The organism is Halorientalis marina (genome assembly GCF_023028345.1).
Classification (GTDB): domain Archaea; phylum Halobacteriota; class Halobacteria; order Halobacteriales; family Haloarculaceae; genus Halorientalis; species Halorientalis marina.
The window spans coordinates 640,123-655,760 of record NZ_CP095487.1; the positions used below are offsets into that span (position 1 = coordinate 640,123).

Here is a 15,638-nt window from a genome sequence, read left to right on the forward strand (position 1 = left end):
TGAAACAGCGTAACGGAACCCCCGCGAGTCCACTTCCACCTCATCCTTCATTTTCGGACGATTTAGCCCTTCTACTGTCTTCTGAGCATGTGGTTGCTGAACTCGAAAAGAATTCGTTACGAGTCGTGACGGAGGTCATCACTGGCTTTGATCTGTGTTCCACGACACGGAGACAGAGGGGATACTCAATCGGGATTGAGGGGTATCGACAGGTCCCCTGACCGAGTCAAGAGCGCGTTCTCCGAAACGCTTTAGACCATAGTTCGCGTACTATAAACTATGTCTGACGCCCCACCTACCACCCGCCCTTCGGACTCGGGGCACACGGCCCACGGATTTTTCGTCTTCCAAGAACTGCTGAGAGTCCCCGAGCTCGCCCGGCTCTACACGGATCTCTTGATCAACTCCCCGACGACGGTCACCGCAGCCCGTGACCGCCAGGAATTCTCGAAGAGTACCGCCTACAAGTACGCCAACATGCTGGCCGAGTTGGCAGTCGCAGAGGAACTCGACGAGTACGAAGATGGATCGGCTCTCTGGCGTGCCGAACCTGTAAGCGGCAACTGGACGGACGAAACGACGCTCGAACTCGGCCCGGTCATCGTTGCCGTCTATGGGGCCACAAGCGTCGATGACGACCTCGAACTGTTCGTTGACCGTCACGGGAAGGCAGCCCTCGCACCCGCCGTTACGGCGACGATTGAATACCTCCAAGGCAACACGACGCGCCGCGGCGTCGCAGACGACCTCGGTGTCCCTGCCGCGGAGGCTATCGCGGTCACACAGGCAATCGAGCGGATCATCGCTGTGGTGAAAGATCACGATCCGACGCTCGACGATAGCAGGTTCGAGGTCGATGTCCACGACCGGGCAATCGAGCAGGCACCGTACCAGCGCAGCGATGAGTGAGCCGCATCCGTCGCCGTTTCCGACTGCGCTCGTCCTCGATACGAGTTTTCTCCGAACGATCGGTGGGACGGGAAGCGACTCTTATCAGACGGTCGTTCAGTACGTTCGAGCCGAAGACCGAGAGCTGCACCTGAGTAACGGTGTCGTCGAAGAACTGAACGAACAGCGTGGCTACATCAGCGTTGATTGGGTAGACCGAGCGGACACGGCGGAGTGGATTACGCTCGTGGGTGATGTGCAACCGGGCGTCCGGGTTCACGATGGACCGCGTGCTGGTGAAGTCATGGACCGGGCTCACGAGCGGTTGGCGACGTTCGAGAAGACAGATCCTGATGAGTTGCGGAAGACGGACTCGGAACTGCCGGCGGTCGGCGTGATGCTTCTTGGCTCAACGTCGCACGACTCCGTCGGAATCCTGATGGACGACCGGAACGCTGAACGAGCGATCGCCGGCGTCATTGAGAACTCGTACTACGAAGGGCGTATCCGCGTCATCGATATCTGGACGGCGATCGAATACATGGAGTCACGAATCGGGTAAAAGAGGGTACCCGAGAGAAGCAGAGACATCCATCAACTGTACCAGTATTTCCGTGGTACCACTGAACCGACCACCATCATAACCGACAGACGGCACCGGGATTAAACGGATTCTTTGAAGCGGTGTAACGGAACCCCCGCGAGTCCACTCCACCTTTCATCGGGTTCGCCGTCGGCGAACTGCTCGCGACAAAAACGGCCCCGGAAATCGGAGATTCCTGGTGGGCCATGCGAGACGGTCACTCTCGCGGACGTGGACGAAAAATGCCGAGTCCTCACTGCGTTCGCACTCGGAGATTGTCATTGCTCCCGGCGTAGTTTCCACCGGTCAGGCGGAACGAGTTCGCCCCTATCGTTTTCAATCCGCGGGCTGACGTAGGGGGCGTGAACCTCTGGTCGGACCCACTCCGGCGGCGGTGGATCGTCTGGGGCGCGCTGGCGCTTGCCTTCCTGTTGGTGAACGTCCACCGGCTCTCGACGGCGGTGCTCTCGGAAGACCTGATGCGGGCGTTCGACACGACCGGGGCGGCGCTGGGCACGCTCCACTCGGCGTTTTTTTACATCTACGCGCCGATGCAGGTCCTCGCGGGCGTGTTCGCCGACCGGCTCGGCATCCGCCGGACGGCGACCATCGGGACGGTCGTAATGAGCGTCGGCGGACTCGCCTTCGGGCTGGCGAACTCCTATCTCGTGGCCTTTCTCGCCCGGGTGGCTATCGGCCTGGGGGCGAGCGTGATCTTCATCGCCACGCTCCGGTTCTGTGCGAACTGGTACCGACCCGACGAGTTCGCGACGATGAGCGGGCTGACGATCGCCATCGCGGGCGTTGGCGGCATCCTCGCGACGACGCCGCTGGCGATCGTCGTCTCGACGCTCGGCCTTCGGTGGAGCCTGCTCGGGATCGGTGTCCTCGGGCTGGTCGTCGCGGTCGTCGTCTGGTTGCTGGCGCGTGACACGCCCGCGGACGCCGGATTGCCGTCAGTCGAGAACGTCCCGTCGACGCCGACGCTGTCGCTGGGCGAGGTCGGGGCGAACGTCCGCACGGTCATGGCCGAGCGGGAGACCTGGCTCGCCGGCCTCGCGCTGTTCACCTCGACCGGTATCAACATCACCGTCATCGGACTGTGGGGCATCCCGTACGTCGCGCAGGTGTACGAGCGGTCGGTGACGGCGGCGTCGACGCTGACGCTACTCGGGAGCGTGGGACTGGTCGTCGGCCCGCCCGTCGTCGGGCGGCTCTCGGACCGGTTGGAGCGGCGGACGGAGCTGATGGTGGTCGGCGCGGGGCTGTACACGGCGACGTTCGCGGTACTGGCGGTCACCGGTCAGCCGCCGCTGCCCGTCGTCGGGGTGCTCTTTTTCGTCGCGAGCTTCCTCGCCGGGGCGTACGCGCTCGGGTACGCGGTGATCAAAGACCGGCACGGGAGCGCCGCGAGCGGGGTGGCGACGGGCGCGGTCAACGCCGTCGGGTTCGCGGGTGCGGCGGTCTTCCCGACGATCATGGGCGCCATCCTCGACGCCTACTGGACAAACGAGACCGTCGCCGGTGCTCGCGTGTACACGACCTTCGGCTACCGGGTGATGTTCGGCCTCGCGGCGGCCGGCGGCCTCGTCTCGCTGTGCTGTGTCGCGTACCTCCACTACCGGACGACTGACGCCACTACCGACGACTGACGCCACTACCGACGACTGACGCCACTACCGACGACCGACACCGTCGCGACCGACGACTCAGCCCGCGGCGGGGTCGTCCTCATCCGTCGATTTCGTCGCGGTCGACGACGAGGACGGCGACCTCCAGCCGCCCGTGACGCACATCGAGCCGGCGGGTCGGCTCGAACGGCACCAGGTCCTCCCGGGCCGTGAACAGGACCAGTCGGTCCCACTCCGCATCCCGCAGGTTCGCGAAGAACTCCGTGTAGAGCGTGCCGAGCCCCTCCTGTTCCGTCCGGACGCCGAAGGGCATGTCGACGATCACGGCCTCGGTGTCGACTGCGGCGGTCGTGGCGTCGGCGGCCTCGAAGGCCACGGCGTCGGCGACGCCGGCCTCGCGGGCGTTCTCCCGGGCCGCCGTGACCCACCTGTCTTCGATATCGAGGCCGCGGATCGGTGCGGCGAGTTCCCGCGGCTCGACCGCCGCCCGCTCCCGTTCGAGCGCCCCGTCGTCGAGAAACCGGAGGTCGGTCAGTGCGAACTCCCGGCCGGGTGCCAGCGGGCGGTTCCCGGCGAGGAGCGCGGCCTCGATGGGGATCGTGCCACAGCCACACATGGGGTCGAGGACGGCCGTGTCGGCGTCGACGCCGGCCAGCCGGCACAGCGCGGCGGCCATCGTCGGCCGCACCGGGGCATCGTGGTCGCGGACGCGGTACGGGCGCCGGTGGAGCGAGGTCTCACCGGTCGCGTCGATTGCCAGCCGGAACCGATCCTCGCGGACGGTGGCCCGGAAGACGACCTCGGGGTCGTCCAGGTCGACGGGGATACGCTCCCCGGTGGCCGCCCGGAGGTCGTCGACGATGGCCTGCCCGACGCGCTCGGCCACGTCCATGCTCGTGAAGTCGTGTTCGCCGATCCGCTTCCCACGGACCGCGATGGGCTGGTCCGGGTCGACGTACTCGGCGAGGGGGACCGCTCTCACCTGATCGTAAGCGTCGGCCGGCGTCTCGATGGCCCCGCCCGTCAGTTCCACGAGCACGCGGTTGAGCGTCCGCGCCCGGCAGTGGAGCCGTGTGAGGTCGGCCTCGTCCCCGTCGAACCCGATGAGGCCGGGACGCTCGACTGTCACGGCCGCGCCGGTCAGCTCCCGGACCTCGCCGGCGCTGACCGACTCGAACCCGCGGTTCGTGGTGGCGAGCAGGCGCACGGGTCGACTCGGGGCGGCGACGCCCCTGTGTCTTTCGTCGGGAGCGTCCCGACGCGTCGCCCACGTCGGTGGGGATTTACCGGTCCGGCTCCAGGGTGGGCGTATGCCAGCGAAGGTGACCGAACCCGCGAGCGAGTTCGCGACGATCGACCGCTGGGACGGGGGCGTCGGCTGGGTGCCCCATCCCGAGGAGACGATGCAGCGGGCCAGCCACGCGCTCGCGACCGACGAGGGCGTCTGGGTGGTGGACCCGGTCGACGCCGACGGGATCGACGACCTGATCGCCGAGTTCGGCGAGGTACGGGGTGTGGTCGTCCTCTCGAACCACCACCTCCGGGACGCCCCGGCGGTCGCGGCCCGCCACGACGTGCCGGTGTACCTCCCCGCGCGGATGACCGGCGTCGCCGACCGCGTGGACGGCCCCGTCGGCCGGATCGAGAACGGGGCGACCCTCGGCGCGTACGAACTGATCGAGGTCGCACACAGCGACAGCGACTTCTGGCAGGAGTGGGCGCTGTCCGACGGCGAGACGCTCGTCTGCTCGGAGTCGGTCGGCGGCGCGCCCTACTTCACGGTCGACGACGAACGGCTGGGTATCATGCCGATGCGCCGGCTGTCGCCGCCGCGGGACGCGCTCGGCGACCTCGAACCCGAACGTGTCTTCTCGGGGCACGGCGCGGGCGTCCAGACGGAGGCGACGCCCGCCCTCGAGGAGGCCCTGCGGACCTCACGACGGCGGTTCCCGCGCGCACTGCTCGCACACGGCCGCGACCAACTCGGAACGGTCACTGCGGCGTTGCGCACCTAAATCGGGCGCGTCAGGCCCCGGACTTATTTTTACGCGGCCGGCGATGGATGGGGTATGGCGACGGAGCACGAACAGGAGACTGGGGGATCGAGCGCGGGGGAGTCGGACGGGACTGGGCCGGGAACGGACGTTTCGAACCTGCCCTTGCCGCCGTACCCGCCGAACCTCGGGCCGTCACAGTTACACTTCGTCCGGCAGATGTGGGACACGCTCGATTTCATCGAGCGCGCCTTCGCCGAGCGGGACGTGGTGCGAACACGGGTGCCGAGCCAGGGGGACGTAATCGGCCTCTCTCACCCCGACCACATGAAACGCGTCCTGCTGACCGACCGCGACCAGTTCCGGAAAAGCGAGGACTTCCGCATCGCCTTCGGTGAGGGTCTGCTCACCGTCGAGGGCGAGGAGTGGCAACAGCAACGCGACGTGCTCCAGCCCCTCTTTACCCGACAGAGCGTGATGGGCTACGCCGACGGGATGGTCGAGCAGGTGCGCCGACGGACCCGCCGGTGGACCGACGGCGACCGCCTCGTCCTTCAGCAGGCGTTCACCGACATGACTCTCGACGTCATCTTCGCGACCGTCCTGGGCCGCGAACTCGCCGTCGACGGCGACGAGCGCATCCGCGACGCCGCCGAGCACCTCCACGACTGGTTCGTGCCCACCTCCTACGCCCTCCCGGAGTGGCTGCTGACGCCCGCTCGATACCGGTTCAAGAAGGCAAAGGAGACCCTCGAGGCGGAGGCCAGCCGACTCCTCGACGAGAAACGCGGCGAGGCCATCACCGACCCCTCCGAGGCCGACGACCTGCTCTCCCTGCTCGTCGGCCTGCGCGAGGCCGGCGTCACCGACAGCGCGATGCTCTCCGACGAGCGCCTGCGCGACCAGATGGTCACCATCATCTTCGCCGGCCACGACACGACCACGACCACCCTGACCTTCGCCTTCTGGGCGCTCGCGAACAATCCCGAGGTGTACGAACGCTTCCACGACGAGGTCGACGACCTCGACGGGCCGCCGACGATGGACGACCTCGACGACCTGGACGTGACCGAGCGGATTATCACCGAGACCCTCCGGCTGTTCCCGCCGGTGTACATGCTCCCGCGGGAAGCCGACACCGACGTGGCCGTCGACGGCTACCGCATCCCCGAGGGCAACGTCGTCCACGTCCCGATCCGGGAGATTCACCGTGACGAGCGGTTCTTCGACGACCCCGAGACCTTCCGCCCCGCGCGGTGGGAGGACGACCTCCGGCAGGAACTCCCCGACTTCGCCTACGCCCCCTTCGGCGGCGGCCCGCGCATCTGTATCGGCCGCCAGTTCGCCCTGCTGGAGGCGAAACTGACGATGGCGACCATCGGCCGGAACTACAAGCTCTACTGGCTCGGCGAGAACGACGGGGCGGAACCGCCCACCTCGCCACAGATGACCCTCCGAATGGAGTCCGGCCAGGAGTTCCTCGTCACCGAGCGGTAGCCGGTCGGCGCGGTGCGGGGGCCGGGCGACGGGTCCGGGCAGCGGACCCTGCGCCGCCCCGGCGCACTCAGTGCATCGCTTCGCTGCCGACCTCGGGATTGGCCTCGTAGAACTCGACGAGGTTCTCGGCGTAGTCCCCGAAGTCCGGACACTCGATGCCCGACCCTTCCAGGTCTTCGACGGCGTTCGAGCAGTCGAAGGAGGGCGGCCAGTCGAAGTACGTCAGCCCGCCAGCACGCACGAACTCCGCGGCGTCGTCGCTGATGTAAGCGAGCGACGAGAGAATCCCCTCGGTGATACCCTTCGGAACGATGGGAAGGACGAACGTCCGTGTCTTCCCCATCGCCGCCCCGAGCGTCGTTATCAGTTCGGCCGTCGTCGGCGGGTCCGGGTCCGCGAGGTGGTAGACTTTTCCCTCGGACTCGTCGATGCCGGAGAGGTAGCCGATGGCGTCGACGATGTAATCGCGGGGGACGACGTTGAACTCCGCGCCGCTCGACCCGAAGACGGTGGGGACGACCGCGGTCGAACCCTGGTCGGCGAGCAACTCGACGAACTCGTACATCCCGTCGTACTTCTGGGTCTCGCCGGTGTCGCTGTCCCCGACGGCGACGCCCGGGCGGTAGACCGTGACCGGCAGGTCGTCCATCCGCTCCTGGACGAGCACCTCCGCGGCGTGTTTCGTCGACTCGTAGTAGTTACAGAACTGCTGGCCCTCCTGGAGCATGTCCTCGGTGAAGCGGCCGTCGTAGGTGCCCGCGACGACGACCGTCGAGACGTAGTGGAACCGCTCCAGGCCGTCGACGCCGGCGGCGAACTCGAGCATCCGCCGGGTCCCCGCGACGTTCACCCGCCGGGCCGGCTCGCGCTCGACGGCCAGGTCGTAGATGGCCGCGAGGTGGAACACCTCGACGGTCTGGGCCTGCAGGTCGGCGTAGGCCTCCTCGGCGAGGCCGAGCCGGTCGGCGGTGAGGTCACCCTCGACGAAGTCGATCCGGTCGGGGTCGTCGGCGAGGTCGGCGGCTCGCGACTCGGCCTCCTCGCGGAACTTCGACTGGACGAGACAGGTCACCGTGGTGTCGTCGTACCGGTCGAGCAGGCGCTCGATCAGCCCCGACCCGAGAAACCCCGGGAACCCTGTCAGGAAGACGGTCGTCATGGGGACACGTGACTACCGGGGCACGGGAATAGGTTTCGCCCGCAACTCGGCGAATACAACGCCTCCGGGCAAAGCTTACCTCGCGGGCGATACAACTCGGAGTGATGTTCGGGTTCGGTCGCTCGACGTACGACGACGTCGCGGACGTGATCGTCACGGATGCCGCCGACCTCCGGCTCGTCGACCCGGGCGACGTGTTCGTCGAGCGCAGCGCCGTCGGGGGCGAGATTACGGTCTCCGACGCCGGCGACCTCCGCGTTCGCGGCCCGGCTGCGTCCCTGCCCGACCCCGCACGCGACTGCGTGGTCGACGACGGCGACGATGCGGCCGTGCGGGACTGCGAGGACGTGCTGGTCCGGGCCAACGCGGTCGACGGGACCCTCGAAATAGAGGACTCCCGCCACGACGTGGTGACGAAACAGACCGACCGCGTCGTCGCCGAGGGCGTCGAGGACGTCCGCATCGAGGGCGGCGTCGACGACCGGGCGGACCTCCGGGTCCGCTCGGCGCAGGACGTGCGCTTCTCGCAGGGCGCGGTGGCGACCGACGTGACCGCCGTCGACGTCGAGGACGTGTTACAGGCGGCCGACGGTGCCGTCGCCGACGGGGTCGAGGCGTCGTCGGTCGACCGGCGGGCGCCGGTCCACGTCGACGCGGCCGAGGACCTGCTCGTCGCCGACGACGCCATCGAAGGGGCCGTGACCGTCGCGGACCCGGAGGACGTGGTCGTCGAGGACTAGAAGTCGGCGTTGTGGAGCCACTCGATCCCGGCGAGGACGAACCACGCCATCCAGACCGCGAACACGACCAGCCACGCGCCGTACCTGACGACGGGGTCGGAGGCGAGGACGTACCCGACCGTCAGCACGAGCGTCACCGCGACCAGCGCGCCGACGTTCCGGCGGTTGAACCCCAGGACGACGCTCATTGCACCCTCGTACGGACCTGAAACACATCAAACCCGCCCCGCTACTCGCGTGGTCACGGTCCGGGCCGGCCCGGAGCGACCGGCACCGGCCTCAGTCGACCAGGCCGTAACCGCGACGGAAGAGGACGATGTCGAGCGCGACGACGGCGACGGTCAGCCCCGAGAGGACGAGCAGGGCGGCATTGGGTTCCACGTCGGAGTAGCCGAGGAAGCCGTAGCGGACGCCGTTGACCATGTAAACCATGGGATTGAGCAGCGAGAGCGTCCGGAACAGCGGCGGGAGGATGTCGAGCGAGTAGAAGACGCCGCCGAAAAAGACCAGCGGGCGGACGATGAACTGGTTCAGCACGGTCAGGTAGTCGAAGTCACGCGCCCAGAGGCCGCCGACGACGCCGAAGCCGGCAAACAGCAGGCTGACGACGAGCATGAACGCCACCAGGTAGAGCGGCTGGGCGATAGTCAGCGACTGGATGCTCGGGTCGAGCAGCGTGAAGCCGAGCCCGACCAGCCCGATGATGATGCCGACGAGGACGCCCCGGAGTGCCGAGGAGAGCACGTAGGCCAGCACCATCGAGGAGTAGGGAAGCGGCGAGGTCAGCACCTCGTGGATGTACTCGTTCCTGCTTTGTTTTACACAAGTTTTATACATATAGCCTGTATCTGTGTAATCACAGTGCCCGACCGAAAGCGCGTCAATCTGACCGTCGATCCGGAAACTAAGAACGACTGGAAACAAGCAGTAGAAGACTCAGACACCTTTCGTAGCCTCTCAGAACTAATCCGGCACGCAGTCAATAACGAGATTTCAGACGACACACAGGCGACACAGACGGCAGTTGAAGCCGAAGAATCTGATACCGGCGCTGTCCAAGCCGAGGCTCTGAATCAGGTGCTTGACGCTCTTGAGGGGCTTAACGACACCGTATCTGACCTTGACGACCGGCTTACAAACGTCGAAAAAGAAGTAACAGCCGAAGCCAAGGCGGACTTGAAGAATCGAGTGTTCGACTGCCTGCCCAAAGAGTCTGACGCGAACCAGCCGGACGGGAAGACAGCCGAGCAGATAGCCGAGGAGATTGATGAAGACCGAGATCGAGTTAGCGAGACTCTGTTAAAACTTCAGACACAAACTGCCACGGTCAATGAAGCGTTTACGCTTGATGAGGGGCAGATAGCGTGGTGTAGAGAGGAATAACGTATGGCTACTGATTCATATCTCATTGAAGAATGGGAAGCCGAAAGTGTCGATGATAGTGATAGCGACAAGCTTTCTCAATCAACCTTCGACCGATACAGTCGCCACGTCGAGAATTGGGCAGACTGGCTTTCGGATAACCGCGATAAGAGTCCTTGGGAAGCCGATAATCTCGACTTGAGGCGTTTCATCAAACAGTTAGATCGAAACGATATGGCTCCTTCGACAATCAGCCAACGAGTTTCCGCTATCTCCAAATTCTATCAGGCAATGGGGACAATAGCCGAAGAAAAAGAAGAGGAAGGGGAAGAAGTACCTGATATACCGGATAATCCATACGATAATCTGAAAAAGAAGTACAAGAAGCGGCTACGTGGCGACACAAAAAAGAAGCAGGCAATGTCTGACAGCACGGACGACGAATTTGCCTATCTTGACCGCTCTGAAGTCAATAAGCTGAAAAAGAACGTCCCGAAGCCCAAGCGCCGGAACGAACTTATCATAATGTTGCTTTTCAACTGCGGATTCCGACGCGAAGAACTGGCACAGTGTAAAATTCGGAATCCGAGGCATATTGATCGGGACGACGAATCAATCTACATTCCACCGATGAAATCGCCCGAGGGTAGGACTGTTGCCTATAATCCCGACTATCTCGGCTTTCATCTTGACCGCTGGCTGAATCACGAGCGCGACAATATGACCTATGCCAACGAGTCTGATTATCTCTTTCCGACCAATGACAGTAAGCACATCTCCGGCGACTATATCAACCAGATGATTAAACAAGCGGCTGATAACGCAGGACTTCAAGAAATAACCGCTGAATACTCGGACGGGCGTAAACAACACAAAATCACTGCTCATACGCTTAGGCACTCTTTCGCTATGCAGTTGGTTGAGGAAGTTGACATTCGGAAACTGCAAAAACTGCTCGGTCACGAAGAACTTGAGACGACTCTCATCTACCTGCATATGTCGGAAGACGAAGCCAAAGAAGCGAGTCGTGGTTTTGATCCAAGCCCGGACGAAACGTAGACTGTCAGGCCAGCGGCCTAAGGCTGGCACAGGACTTCTACGCTACTCTAAGGGCGTTAGACGGCTATCATATTGAACAGACTGCTGTTCTAATACGTCTGACACACCGGAGCGCACAGAAATCGACAGAATCGGGAGATCTCTTAATCCCGTGCAGCTAAACAATTGATGTTCAACCCCCACTGGTCACAGACTCAAATCGAAAAGTAGCGGCTTAACGGAAATCCCGAATCGCTAAGACTATCGTTAGCGCCGCGTTCAATGCCATCAAACTATGGTTTTCTCTAAGGCCTTGTGATTATCTACATACAGAACCTCTAACGGCAATGTAGGGGGTAGCCAAATACCGTTCCAGTAACTCAACGGAATAAATCGGGCCATATTTGACCATATTTTGGTGTATCCTACTGCCCTATTGCGATTGTAAATTTCAGAAATGCAGTCAGAAAGTCCCTAAGAGATCGATATCAAGATACAGAACTATCCCTGCACCGATTAAGAAAATCAGCATTAGTGTCGCAACGATCCAATCAGGCAATCCTCCTTCTGCTTCCAATTCTGACATTTAAATCAGACCTCCTCCGCCAAAGGGTCCACTGTTGTCCCGATTGATTTCGGATGGGTCTTTTCCGAAGTTATCTTTTTTCTTATGTATAAAATGCACCTCGCTTTGACTCATTCCGACCGCCCCCATACCTTGATAATCATTTTGTAATTCTCTCCAACCACTCATATCTGAGATCCCACAAGCAACCGCAATCACCACAGGGAATTCTTTTTTGTATTTTTCTATTTGACCTCTTAGTCGGTTTATGTCCCGGTTTTTGAGATCTTTTTTCATCTCGATCCCGATGCTATCATCTACAACGAGATCTGCGTCAGATTTTCCACGTTCACGCCAGACCGGAACCTCTCCACCAGTGCCACCACCAAGACCGGGGTGCATTCCTGAATTGCTCTTTTCATTCAGTTGAATGTCTAAATAACCCTCTAATTCCTGTTGAAATCCGTATTCATTTTCGTGTTTGTCTTCTGGTATCCACTCATCTATGAGTTGTACCACTTCATTACCAAGATTGTTCCCGAGCATACAAAATACTGTTAATTACAGGCATATCAATCTATTCGACATTTTACCCAGCACATCTACCTCCACGGTCCTGCTTTCTCTCTTACTGCGACCGCGCTGGCTTCGCAGATAGATCGAGTGTCATACCGCTACCGCACCAAGCCCACCCACCTCCACGTTCCGGGCCACGCACCGCGCCGGGCTTTCGCCACGCACCGCGCCGCAACTGCGCTCGCCTCGGCAGTAGCGAAGCGGCAGGCGCGCTCAATTTCGTTCCGGCAGTAGATCGAACTCTGCTCCCGTGGCATTGACTCCCCCGACTGCACCGCGCTTGTTCCGCTTCGATGGTTACTGATAGTAATCGCTCCAAGGATTGGTGTTTTCTCGGTATCGCGTGGGCAGAATTTCGGGTTTAAGTGTCCGATTCGGCACCCCCTATAAAAAAGAATCAAAAATTATCGCCAGCCAAATCAACACTCAGGGCTTGTTCTACCAGTACTGCCGAACACCACGGGTGGGGGCATTATACAGCTACAACACAGCATTAGTTACAGTATTAGCTATTGTTGTTATAATTGCTGTATTCTGTATTGCTGTACTCTCCGCTCCCTCCGGTCGCAAGGAGAGTTAATTGTAGTGCTGTGCGGTAGGCTGTGCTGTTCTCGACCGACCGGAGGGAGGGAGAGTAGTCAGCCGCCCCCCCGCCAGCCTGCCGCGCACAGATCGAGTCGGCGTTGTGCTACAGTCTCCAGCTCGTCGTACAGTCGGACGGCGTTGTAGGGACTCTCACGTCTCTACTTTCTTGAATTGGACATTACACACACCACAGTAATTAACTCGCTTTGAATTTTTCACACCACATTGTGGACAAGTGATAGAAGCGAGTCCAATGTCATTTGGACCGATTTCTACTACCTCTGTTTCATTCTCTTTTTCTGGTTGTACTTCTATCTCACACCCACAATTTTGACAAAAATTCGGATTGCCCACATTTGTTGCTCCACATTCATTGCACTCTATTTTTGAGTGGGGAGATTCGGAACTGGTAGAAATTGTATATATAAGAATACCAATTATACCGAGAATAAGAGTTACTACAAACCAAAAGGAAGCAGATCTCCCTTTTTTACTGGCATCATTCGCTACCCACAAGGCGAGAAATAGCCAAACCAACCCAGCAAATAGAAATATCGTGGATAGGCCAGACATTATGTTCATAACATAACGCTCGATTTATGACACAAAAATCTTAATACTGCGAATGTGGAATGGCGTGGATTGGTGACTAAAATCCCGCTATTTCGCTATTTTTTGTGCGCTGAGTTGCGTAATGTATGACCACCCTACCCGACCATCGTTGTCACGACCGCGCTCGCCCCCTCAGTCGCCGTGGATACAGGCCCATAGATTACGGTACTCCACACCCGCGCTGAAGATGTGCTACTCTACTAGTCCATACCCACGCTTGAACAGCAGGAAGTTCACGAACATCACAACAACAGCGGCTACGGACAACACAATCAATGAGACGTTTGGATTAATTTCGGTTACTCCAATCATCCCAAACCGAACGCCGTTAACCATATACACCATCGGATTCAGCAGAGACACTTGTCGCCACAGCGGGGGCAGTATCTCAAGCGAGTAGAATACCGCGCCGAAGAAAACCAGCGGTCGGAGAATAAACTGGTTCATCACGGTCAGATAATCGAAATCATCGGCCCAAAGCCCGCCGATCACGCCGAACCCGCTGAATAAGACTCCAATCACAAGTAGGAACGCAACCAGATAAAACGGATTTGACACTGGAATAGAGGTAAATATCAATCCAACACCGACAATCAATGAAGCAGTAATGAACCCCCGGAGTGTGCTGGAAATAGTGTATGCCAGCACCATATTCTGATAAGACATTGGAGAAGTAGTTACCTCATTGATATACTCGTTCCATCGGCCGTGGAAGATCGAGAAGGAAGCGTTCTCAAAGGCGTCTGAGATTGAGCCAAGGACTACCAAGCCCGGTAGAACGAACTGAAGATAACTCACACCTGCAATTTCTCCAATCCGACTGCCAAGTATTACACCGAACACAGAGAAGTATAGAGAATTGGTGATTATCGGGGGTAGGAACGTATTGTATGGCCGTCTGACGTACCTCAGTATTTCACGCTTGACGAGTGATTTCAGTTGTATGAACTGTCTGTTGGTGCTCATTGGTGCCTCAATTTGAATAAAATTTGAGTGCTTTGTCCTAGGATGTACTCGTTCCAGCGGCCGTGGAAGATCGAGAAGGAGGCGTTCTCGAAGGCGTTGGAGATGGTGCCCAGGACGATGAGGCCGGGGACGATGAAGACGATATAGGAGAAGCCGGCGATCTCGTCGATGCGGCCACCGAGGATGACGCCGAAGACGGCGAAGTAGAGGACGTTCGTGATCGCCGGCGGGAGGAAGGTGTTGCGCGGCCGGCGGACGAACCGCAACACTTCACGGCGACAGAGCGTCCGGAAGCCCGCCGGGAACAGCCGGTCGAGGACGCCCGACTCCGTGGGGGTCTCCGCACCACTGACGGTCTCGCCCGCGGCGGTACCGCCGTCGGGACGCCGCTCGCTGGTGTCGTCTGGCCCGTGCTCGTCGCTCATGCACTCACCTCGCTTTCCTTGCGAGTCACGTCGACGAACACCTCTTCGAGGGAGGCGCGTTCGATGTCGAGTTCGGCCACCTCGTAGCCTCGCTCGTCGAGTTCGCGGACGAGGTCGGGGACGAGCGCGCTCCCGCGGGCGGCGGTCACGACCACCTGCGAGCCGGACAGTTGCACGTCGTGGACGCCCGACAGCGACAGGTCCGGCGCGGTCGTCGGCGGCTCGCGCAGGTCGATGGTGATGCGGTCGGTTCCGCGGTCCATCAGTTCGCCGGGACTGGCGACCTCGACTTTCCGGCCCTCGTCCATGATGGCGACGCGGTCACAGAGCCGTTCGGCCTCCTCGATGTAGTGGGTGGTGAGCAGGATCGTCGTCCCCTCGTCGTTCATGCGGTTGATGATCGTCCAGAGGTCTCGCCGGAGCTGCACGTCGACGCCGGCGGTCGGTTCGTCGAGGATCAGGAGGTCGGGGTCGGAGACGAGCGCGCGAGCCAGCATGAACCGGCGTTTCATTCCGCCGGAGAGCCAGTCGAAGCGGGTGTCTGCTTTCTCCGCGAGCCCGACGGTATCGAGCGCCTCCTGTGCCCGCCGGCTGGCCTCTCCCGGCGGGATGCCGTGGTAGCCGGCCTTGTGTTCGAGCACTTCGTGGATCGGAAAAAAGCGGTCGACGTTGTACTCCTGTGGCGCGAGCCCGATGGCGTCCCGGGCCTGGCGGTAGTCGTCGTCGACGTCGTACCCGAAGACTTCGGCCTCGCCGGCGGTGCGCTCCGCCAGGCCGACGAGGATGTTGATGAACGTCGTCTTGCCCGCGCCGTTCGGACCGAGCAGGCCGAAAAACTCCCCGGCCTCGACTTCGAGATCCAGCCCGTCGAGCGCGCGCACGTCCGCGTAGTCCTTCACGAGGTCCGACGCGCGGATGGACAGCGACATACCCGAACGACGGCACGTGGGCGTGTAAGCCCAACGTTCTCCGCCGGCCGAGCGTCGCTTCCGGGCCACGGTCGGGTACGCTCACTGT

The 15,638-nt window shown here is 61.2% G+C and carries 15 protein-coding genes and 2 pseudogenes; 8 read left to right on the forward strand and 9 right to left on the reverse strand.

Translation table 11 applies throughout. The features are described 5' to 3' along the window. The first annotated feature begins 279 nt into the window (after window positions 1-279). The 3 genes from MUG96_RS03455 to MUG96_RS03465 all read left to right on the forward strand — a co-directional run bounded on the left by MUG96_RS03455 (window position 280) and on the right by MUG96_RS03465 (window position 3,123). Window positions 280-909: a DUF7437 domain-containing protein gene (locus tag MUG96_RS03455; RefSeq protein WP_246986519.1), complete on the forward strand. Its 630-nt coding sequence runs from the start codon at window positions 280-282 to the stop codon at window positions 907-909. Further along, window positions 902-1,450 (forward strand): PIN domain-containing protein, encoded by a 549-nt coding sequence (locus MUG96_RS03460; RefSeq protein ID WP_246986521.1) that lies wholly within the window; start codon window positions 902-904, stop codon window positions 1,448-1,450. Before MUG96_RS03455 ends, MUG96_RS03460 begins: the two co-directional genes overlap by 8 nt. 383 nt (window positions 1,451-1,833) lie before the next feature. Beyond that, window positions 1,834-3,123: an MFS transporter gene (locus MUG96_RS03465; RefSeq protein ID WP_246986523.1), complete on the forward strand. Its 1,290-nt coding sequence runs from the start codon at window positions 1,834-1,836 to the stop codon at window positions 3,121-3,123. Between the two features lie 79 nt (window positions 3,124-3,202). On the opposite strand, the gene MUG96_RS03470 is transcribed toward MUG96_RS03465, so the two are convergent. Then, window positions 3,203-4,309 (reverse strand): THUMP domain-containing class I SAM-dependent RNA methyltransferase, encoded by a 1,107-nt coding sequence (locus MUG96_RS03470; RefSeq protein WP_246986525.1) that lies wholly within the window; start codon window positions 4,307-4,309, stop codon window positions 3,203-3,205. A gap of 103 nt (window positions 4,310-4,412) precedes the next feature. Between MUG96_RS03470 and MUG96_RS03475 the strand changes: the two genes are divergently transcribed. Both MUG96_RS03475 and MUG96_RS03480 read left to right on the forward strand, forming a co-directional pair. Beyond that, window positions 4,413-5,117 (forward strand): hypothetical protein, encoded by a 705-nt coding sequence (locus MUG96_RS03475; RefSeq protein ID WP_246986527.1) that lies wholly within the window; start codon window positions 4,413-4,415, stop codon window positions 5,115-5,117. Window positions 5,118-5,171: 54 nt separating this feature from the next. Continuing rightward, the gene (locus tag MUG96_RS03480; RefSeq protein WP_246986529.1) at window positions 5,172-6,593 is read left to right on the forward strand and encodes a cytochrome P450; all 1,422 of its coding nucleotides are present in this window, start codon (window positions 5,172-5,174) and stop codon (window positions 6,591-6,593) included. A 67-nt stretch (window positions 6,594-6,660) separates the two neighbouring features. On the opposite strand, the gene MUG96_RS03485 is transcribed toward MUG96_RS03480, so the two are convergent. Then, entirely contained in the window at window positions 6,661-7,752 is a 1,092-nt protein-coding gene (locus MUG96_RS03485) for an SDR family oxidoreductase (protein ID WP_246986531.1), read from the reverse strand. Between the two features lie 104 nt (window positions 7,753-7,856). On the opposite strand from MUG96_RS03485, the gene MUG96_RS03490 reads away from it, so the two are divergent. Next, complete coding sequence (locus MUG96_RS03490; RefSeq protein WP_246986533.1) at window positions 7,857-8,492, forward strand: hypothetical protein; 636 nt, start codon at window positions 7,857-7,859, stop codon at window positions 8,490-8,492. On the opposite strand, the gene MUG96_RS03495 is transcribed toward MUG96_RS03490, so the two are convergent. Both MUG96_RS03495 and MUG96_RS03500 read right to left on the reverse strand, forming a co-directional pair. Then, the gene (locus MUG96_RS03495; RefSeq protein WP_246986535.1) at window positions 8,489-8,680 is read right to left on the reverse strand and encodes a hypothetical protein; all 192 of its coding nucleotides are present in this window, start codon (window positions 8,678-8,680) and stop codon (window positions 8,489-8,491) included. The genes MUG96_RS03490 and MUG96_RS03495 overlap by 4 nt on opposite strands. A 91-nt stretch (window positions 8,681-8,771) precedes the next feature. Beyond that, a pseudogene (locus tag MUG96_RS03500) lies at window positions 8,772-9,299 on the reverse strand (ABC transporter permease); the annotation flags it as partial. 54 nt (window positions 9,300-9,353) lie between these two features. On the opposite strand from MUG96_RS03500, the gene MUG96_RS03505 reads away from it, so the two are divergent. Together MUG96_RS03505 and MUG96_RS03510 are read left to right on the forward strand one after the other, a co-directional pair. Beyond that, window positions 9,354-9,875, forward strand: coding sequence for a hypothetical protein (locus tag MUG96_RS03505; RefSeq protein WP_246986537.1), 522 nt, complete (start codon window positions 9,354-9,356; stop codon window positions 9,873-9,875). A gap of 3 nt (window positions 9,876-9,878) precedes the next feature. After that, window positions 9,879-10,913 (forward strand): tyrosine-type recombinase/integrase, encoded by a 1,035-nt coding sequence (locus MUG96_RS03510; protein WP_246986539.1) that lies wholly within the window; start codon window positions 9,879-9,881, stop codon window positions 10,911-10,913. Window positions 10,914-11,355: 442 nt separating this feature from the next. On the opposite strand, the gene MUG96_RS24100 is transcribed toward MUG96_RS03510, so the two are convergent. From MUG96_RS24100 to MUG96_RS03530, 5 genes and pseudogenes are all read right to left on the reverse strand, one after another. Further along, the gene (locus MUG96_RS24100; RefSeq protein WP_256465426.1) at window positions 11,356-11,478 is read right to left on the reverse strand and encodes a hypothetical protein; all 123 of its coding nucleotides are present in this window, start codon (window positions 11,476-11,478) and stop codon (window positions 11,356-11,358) included. Continuing rightward, window positions 11,479-12,003, reverse strand: a complete 525-nt coding sequence (locus tag MUG96_RS03515; protein WP_246986541.1) for a hypothetical protein — start codon at window positions 12,001-12,003, stop codon at window positions 11,479-11,481. It abuts the gene before it with no gap. Between the two features lie 1,419 nt (window positions 12,004-13,422). Beyond that, window positions 13,423-14,196, reverse strand: a complete 774-nt coding sequence (locus tag MUG96_RS03520) for an ABC transporter permease (protein ID WP_246986543.1) — start codon at window positions 14,194-14,196, stop codon at window positions 13,423-13,425. A gap of 41 nt (window positions 14,197-14,237) precedes the next feature. Further along, window positions 14,238-14,504, reverse strand: a pseudogene (locus tag MUG96_RS03525) (ABC transporter permease); the annotation flags it as partial. A 113-nt stretch (window positions 14,505-14,617) separates the two neighbouring features. Continuing rightward, window positions 14,618-15,550, reverse strand: coding sequence for an ABC transporter ATP-binding protein (locus MUG96_RS03530; RefSeq protein ID WP_246986545.1), 933 nt, complete (start codon window positions 15,548-15,550; stop codon window positions 14,618-14,620). Window positions 15,551-15,638: the final 88 nt, after the last annotated feature.

Coding starts and splice junctions, on each gene's coding strand:
- MUG96_RS03455 (WP_246986519.1), top strand. CDS start 280: ATGTCTGACGCCCCACCTACCACCCGCCCTTCGGACTCGGGGCACACG.
- MUG96_RS03460 (WP_246986521.1), top strand. CDS start 902: ATGAGTGAGCCGCATCCGTCGCCGTTTCCGACTGCGCTCGTCCTCGAT.
- MUG96_RS03475 (WP_246986527.1), top strand. CDS start 4,413: ATGCCAGCGAAGGTGACCGAACCCGCGAGCGAGTTCGCGACGATCGAC.
- MUG96_RS03480 (WP_246986529.1), top strand. CDS start 5,172: ATGGCGACGGAGCACGAACAGGAGACTGGGGGATCGAGCGCGGGGGAG.
- MUG96_RS03485 (WP_246986531.1), bottom strand. CDS start 7,752: ATGACGACCGTCTTCCTGACAGGGTTCCCGGGGTTTCTCGGGTCGGGG.
- MUG96_RS03490 (WP_246986533.1), top strand. CDS start 7,857: ATGTTCGGGTTCGGTCGCTCGACGTACGACGACGTCGCGGACGTGATC.
- MUG96_RS03495 (WP_246986535.1), bottom strand. CDS start 8,680: ATGAGCGTCGTCCTGGGGTTCAACCGCCGGAACGTCGGCGCGCTGGTC.
- MUG96_RS03510 (WP_246986539.1), top strand. CDS start 9,879: ATGGCTACTGATTCATATCTCATTGAAGAATGGGAAGCCGAAAGTGTC.
- MUG96_RS24100 (WP_256465426.1), bottom strand. CDS start 11,478: ATGTCAGAATTGGAAGCAGAAGGAGGATTGCCTGATTGGATCGTTGCG.
- MUG96_RS03515 (WP_246986541.1), bottom strand. CDS start 12,003: ATGCTCGGGAACAATCTTGGTAATGAAGTGGTACAACTCATAGATGAG.
- MUG96_RS03520 (WP_246986543.1), bottom strand. CDS start 14,196: ATGAGCACCAACAGACAGTTCATACAACTGAAATCACTCGTCAAGCGT.
- MUG96_RS03530 (WP_246986545.1), bottom strand. CDS start 15,550: ATGTCGCTGTCCATCCGCGCGTCGGACCTCGTGAAGGACTACGCGGAC.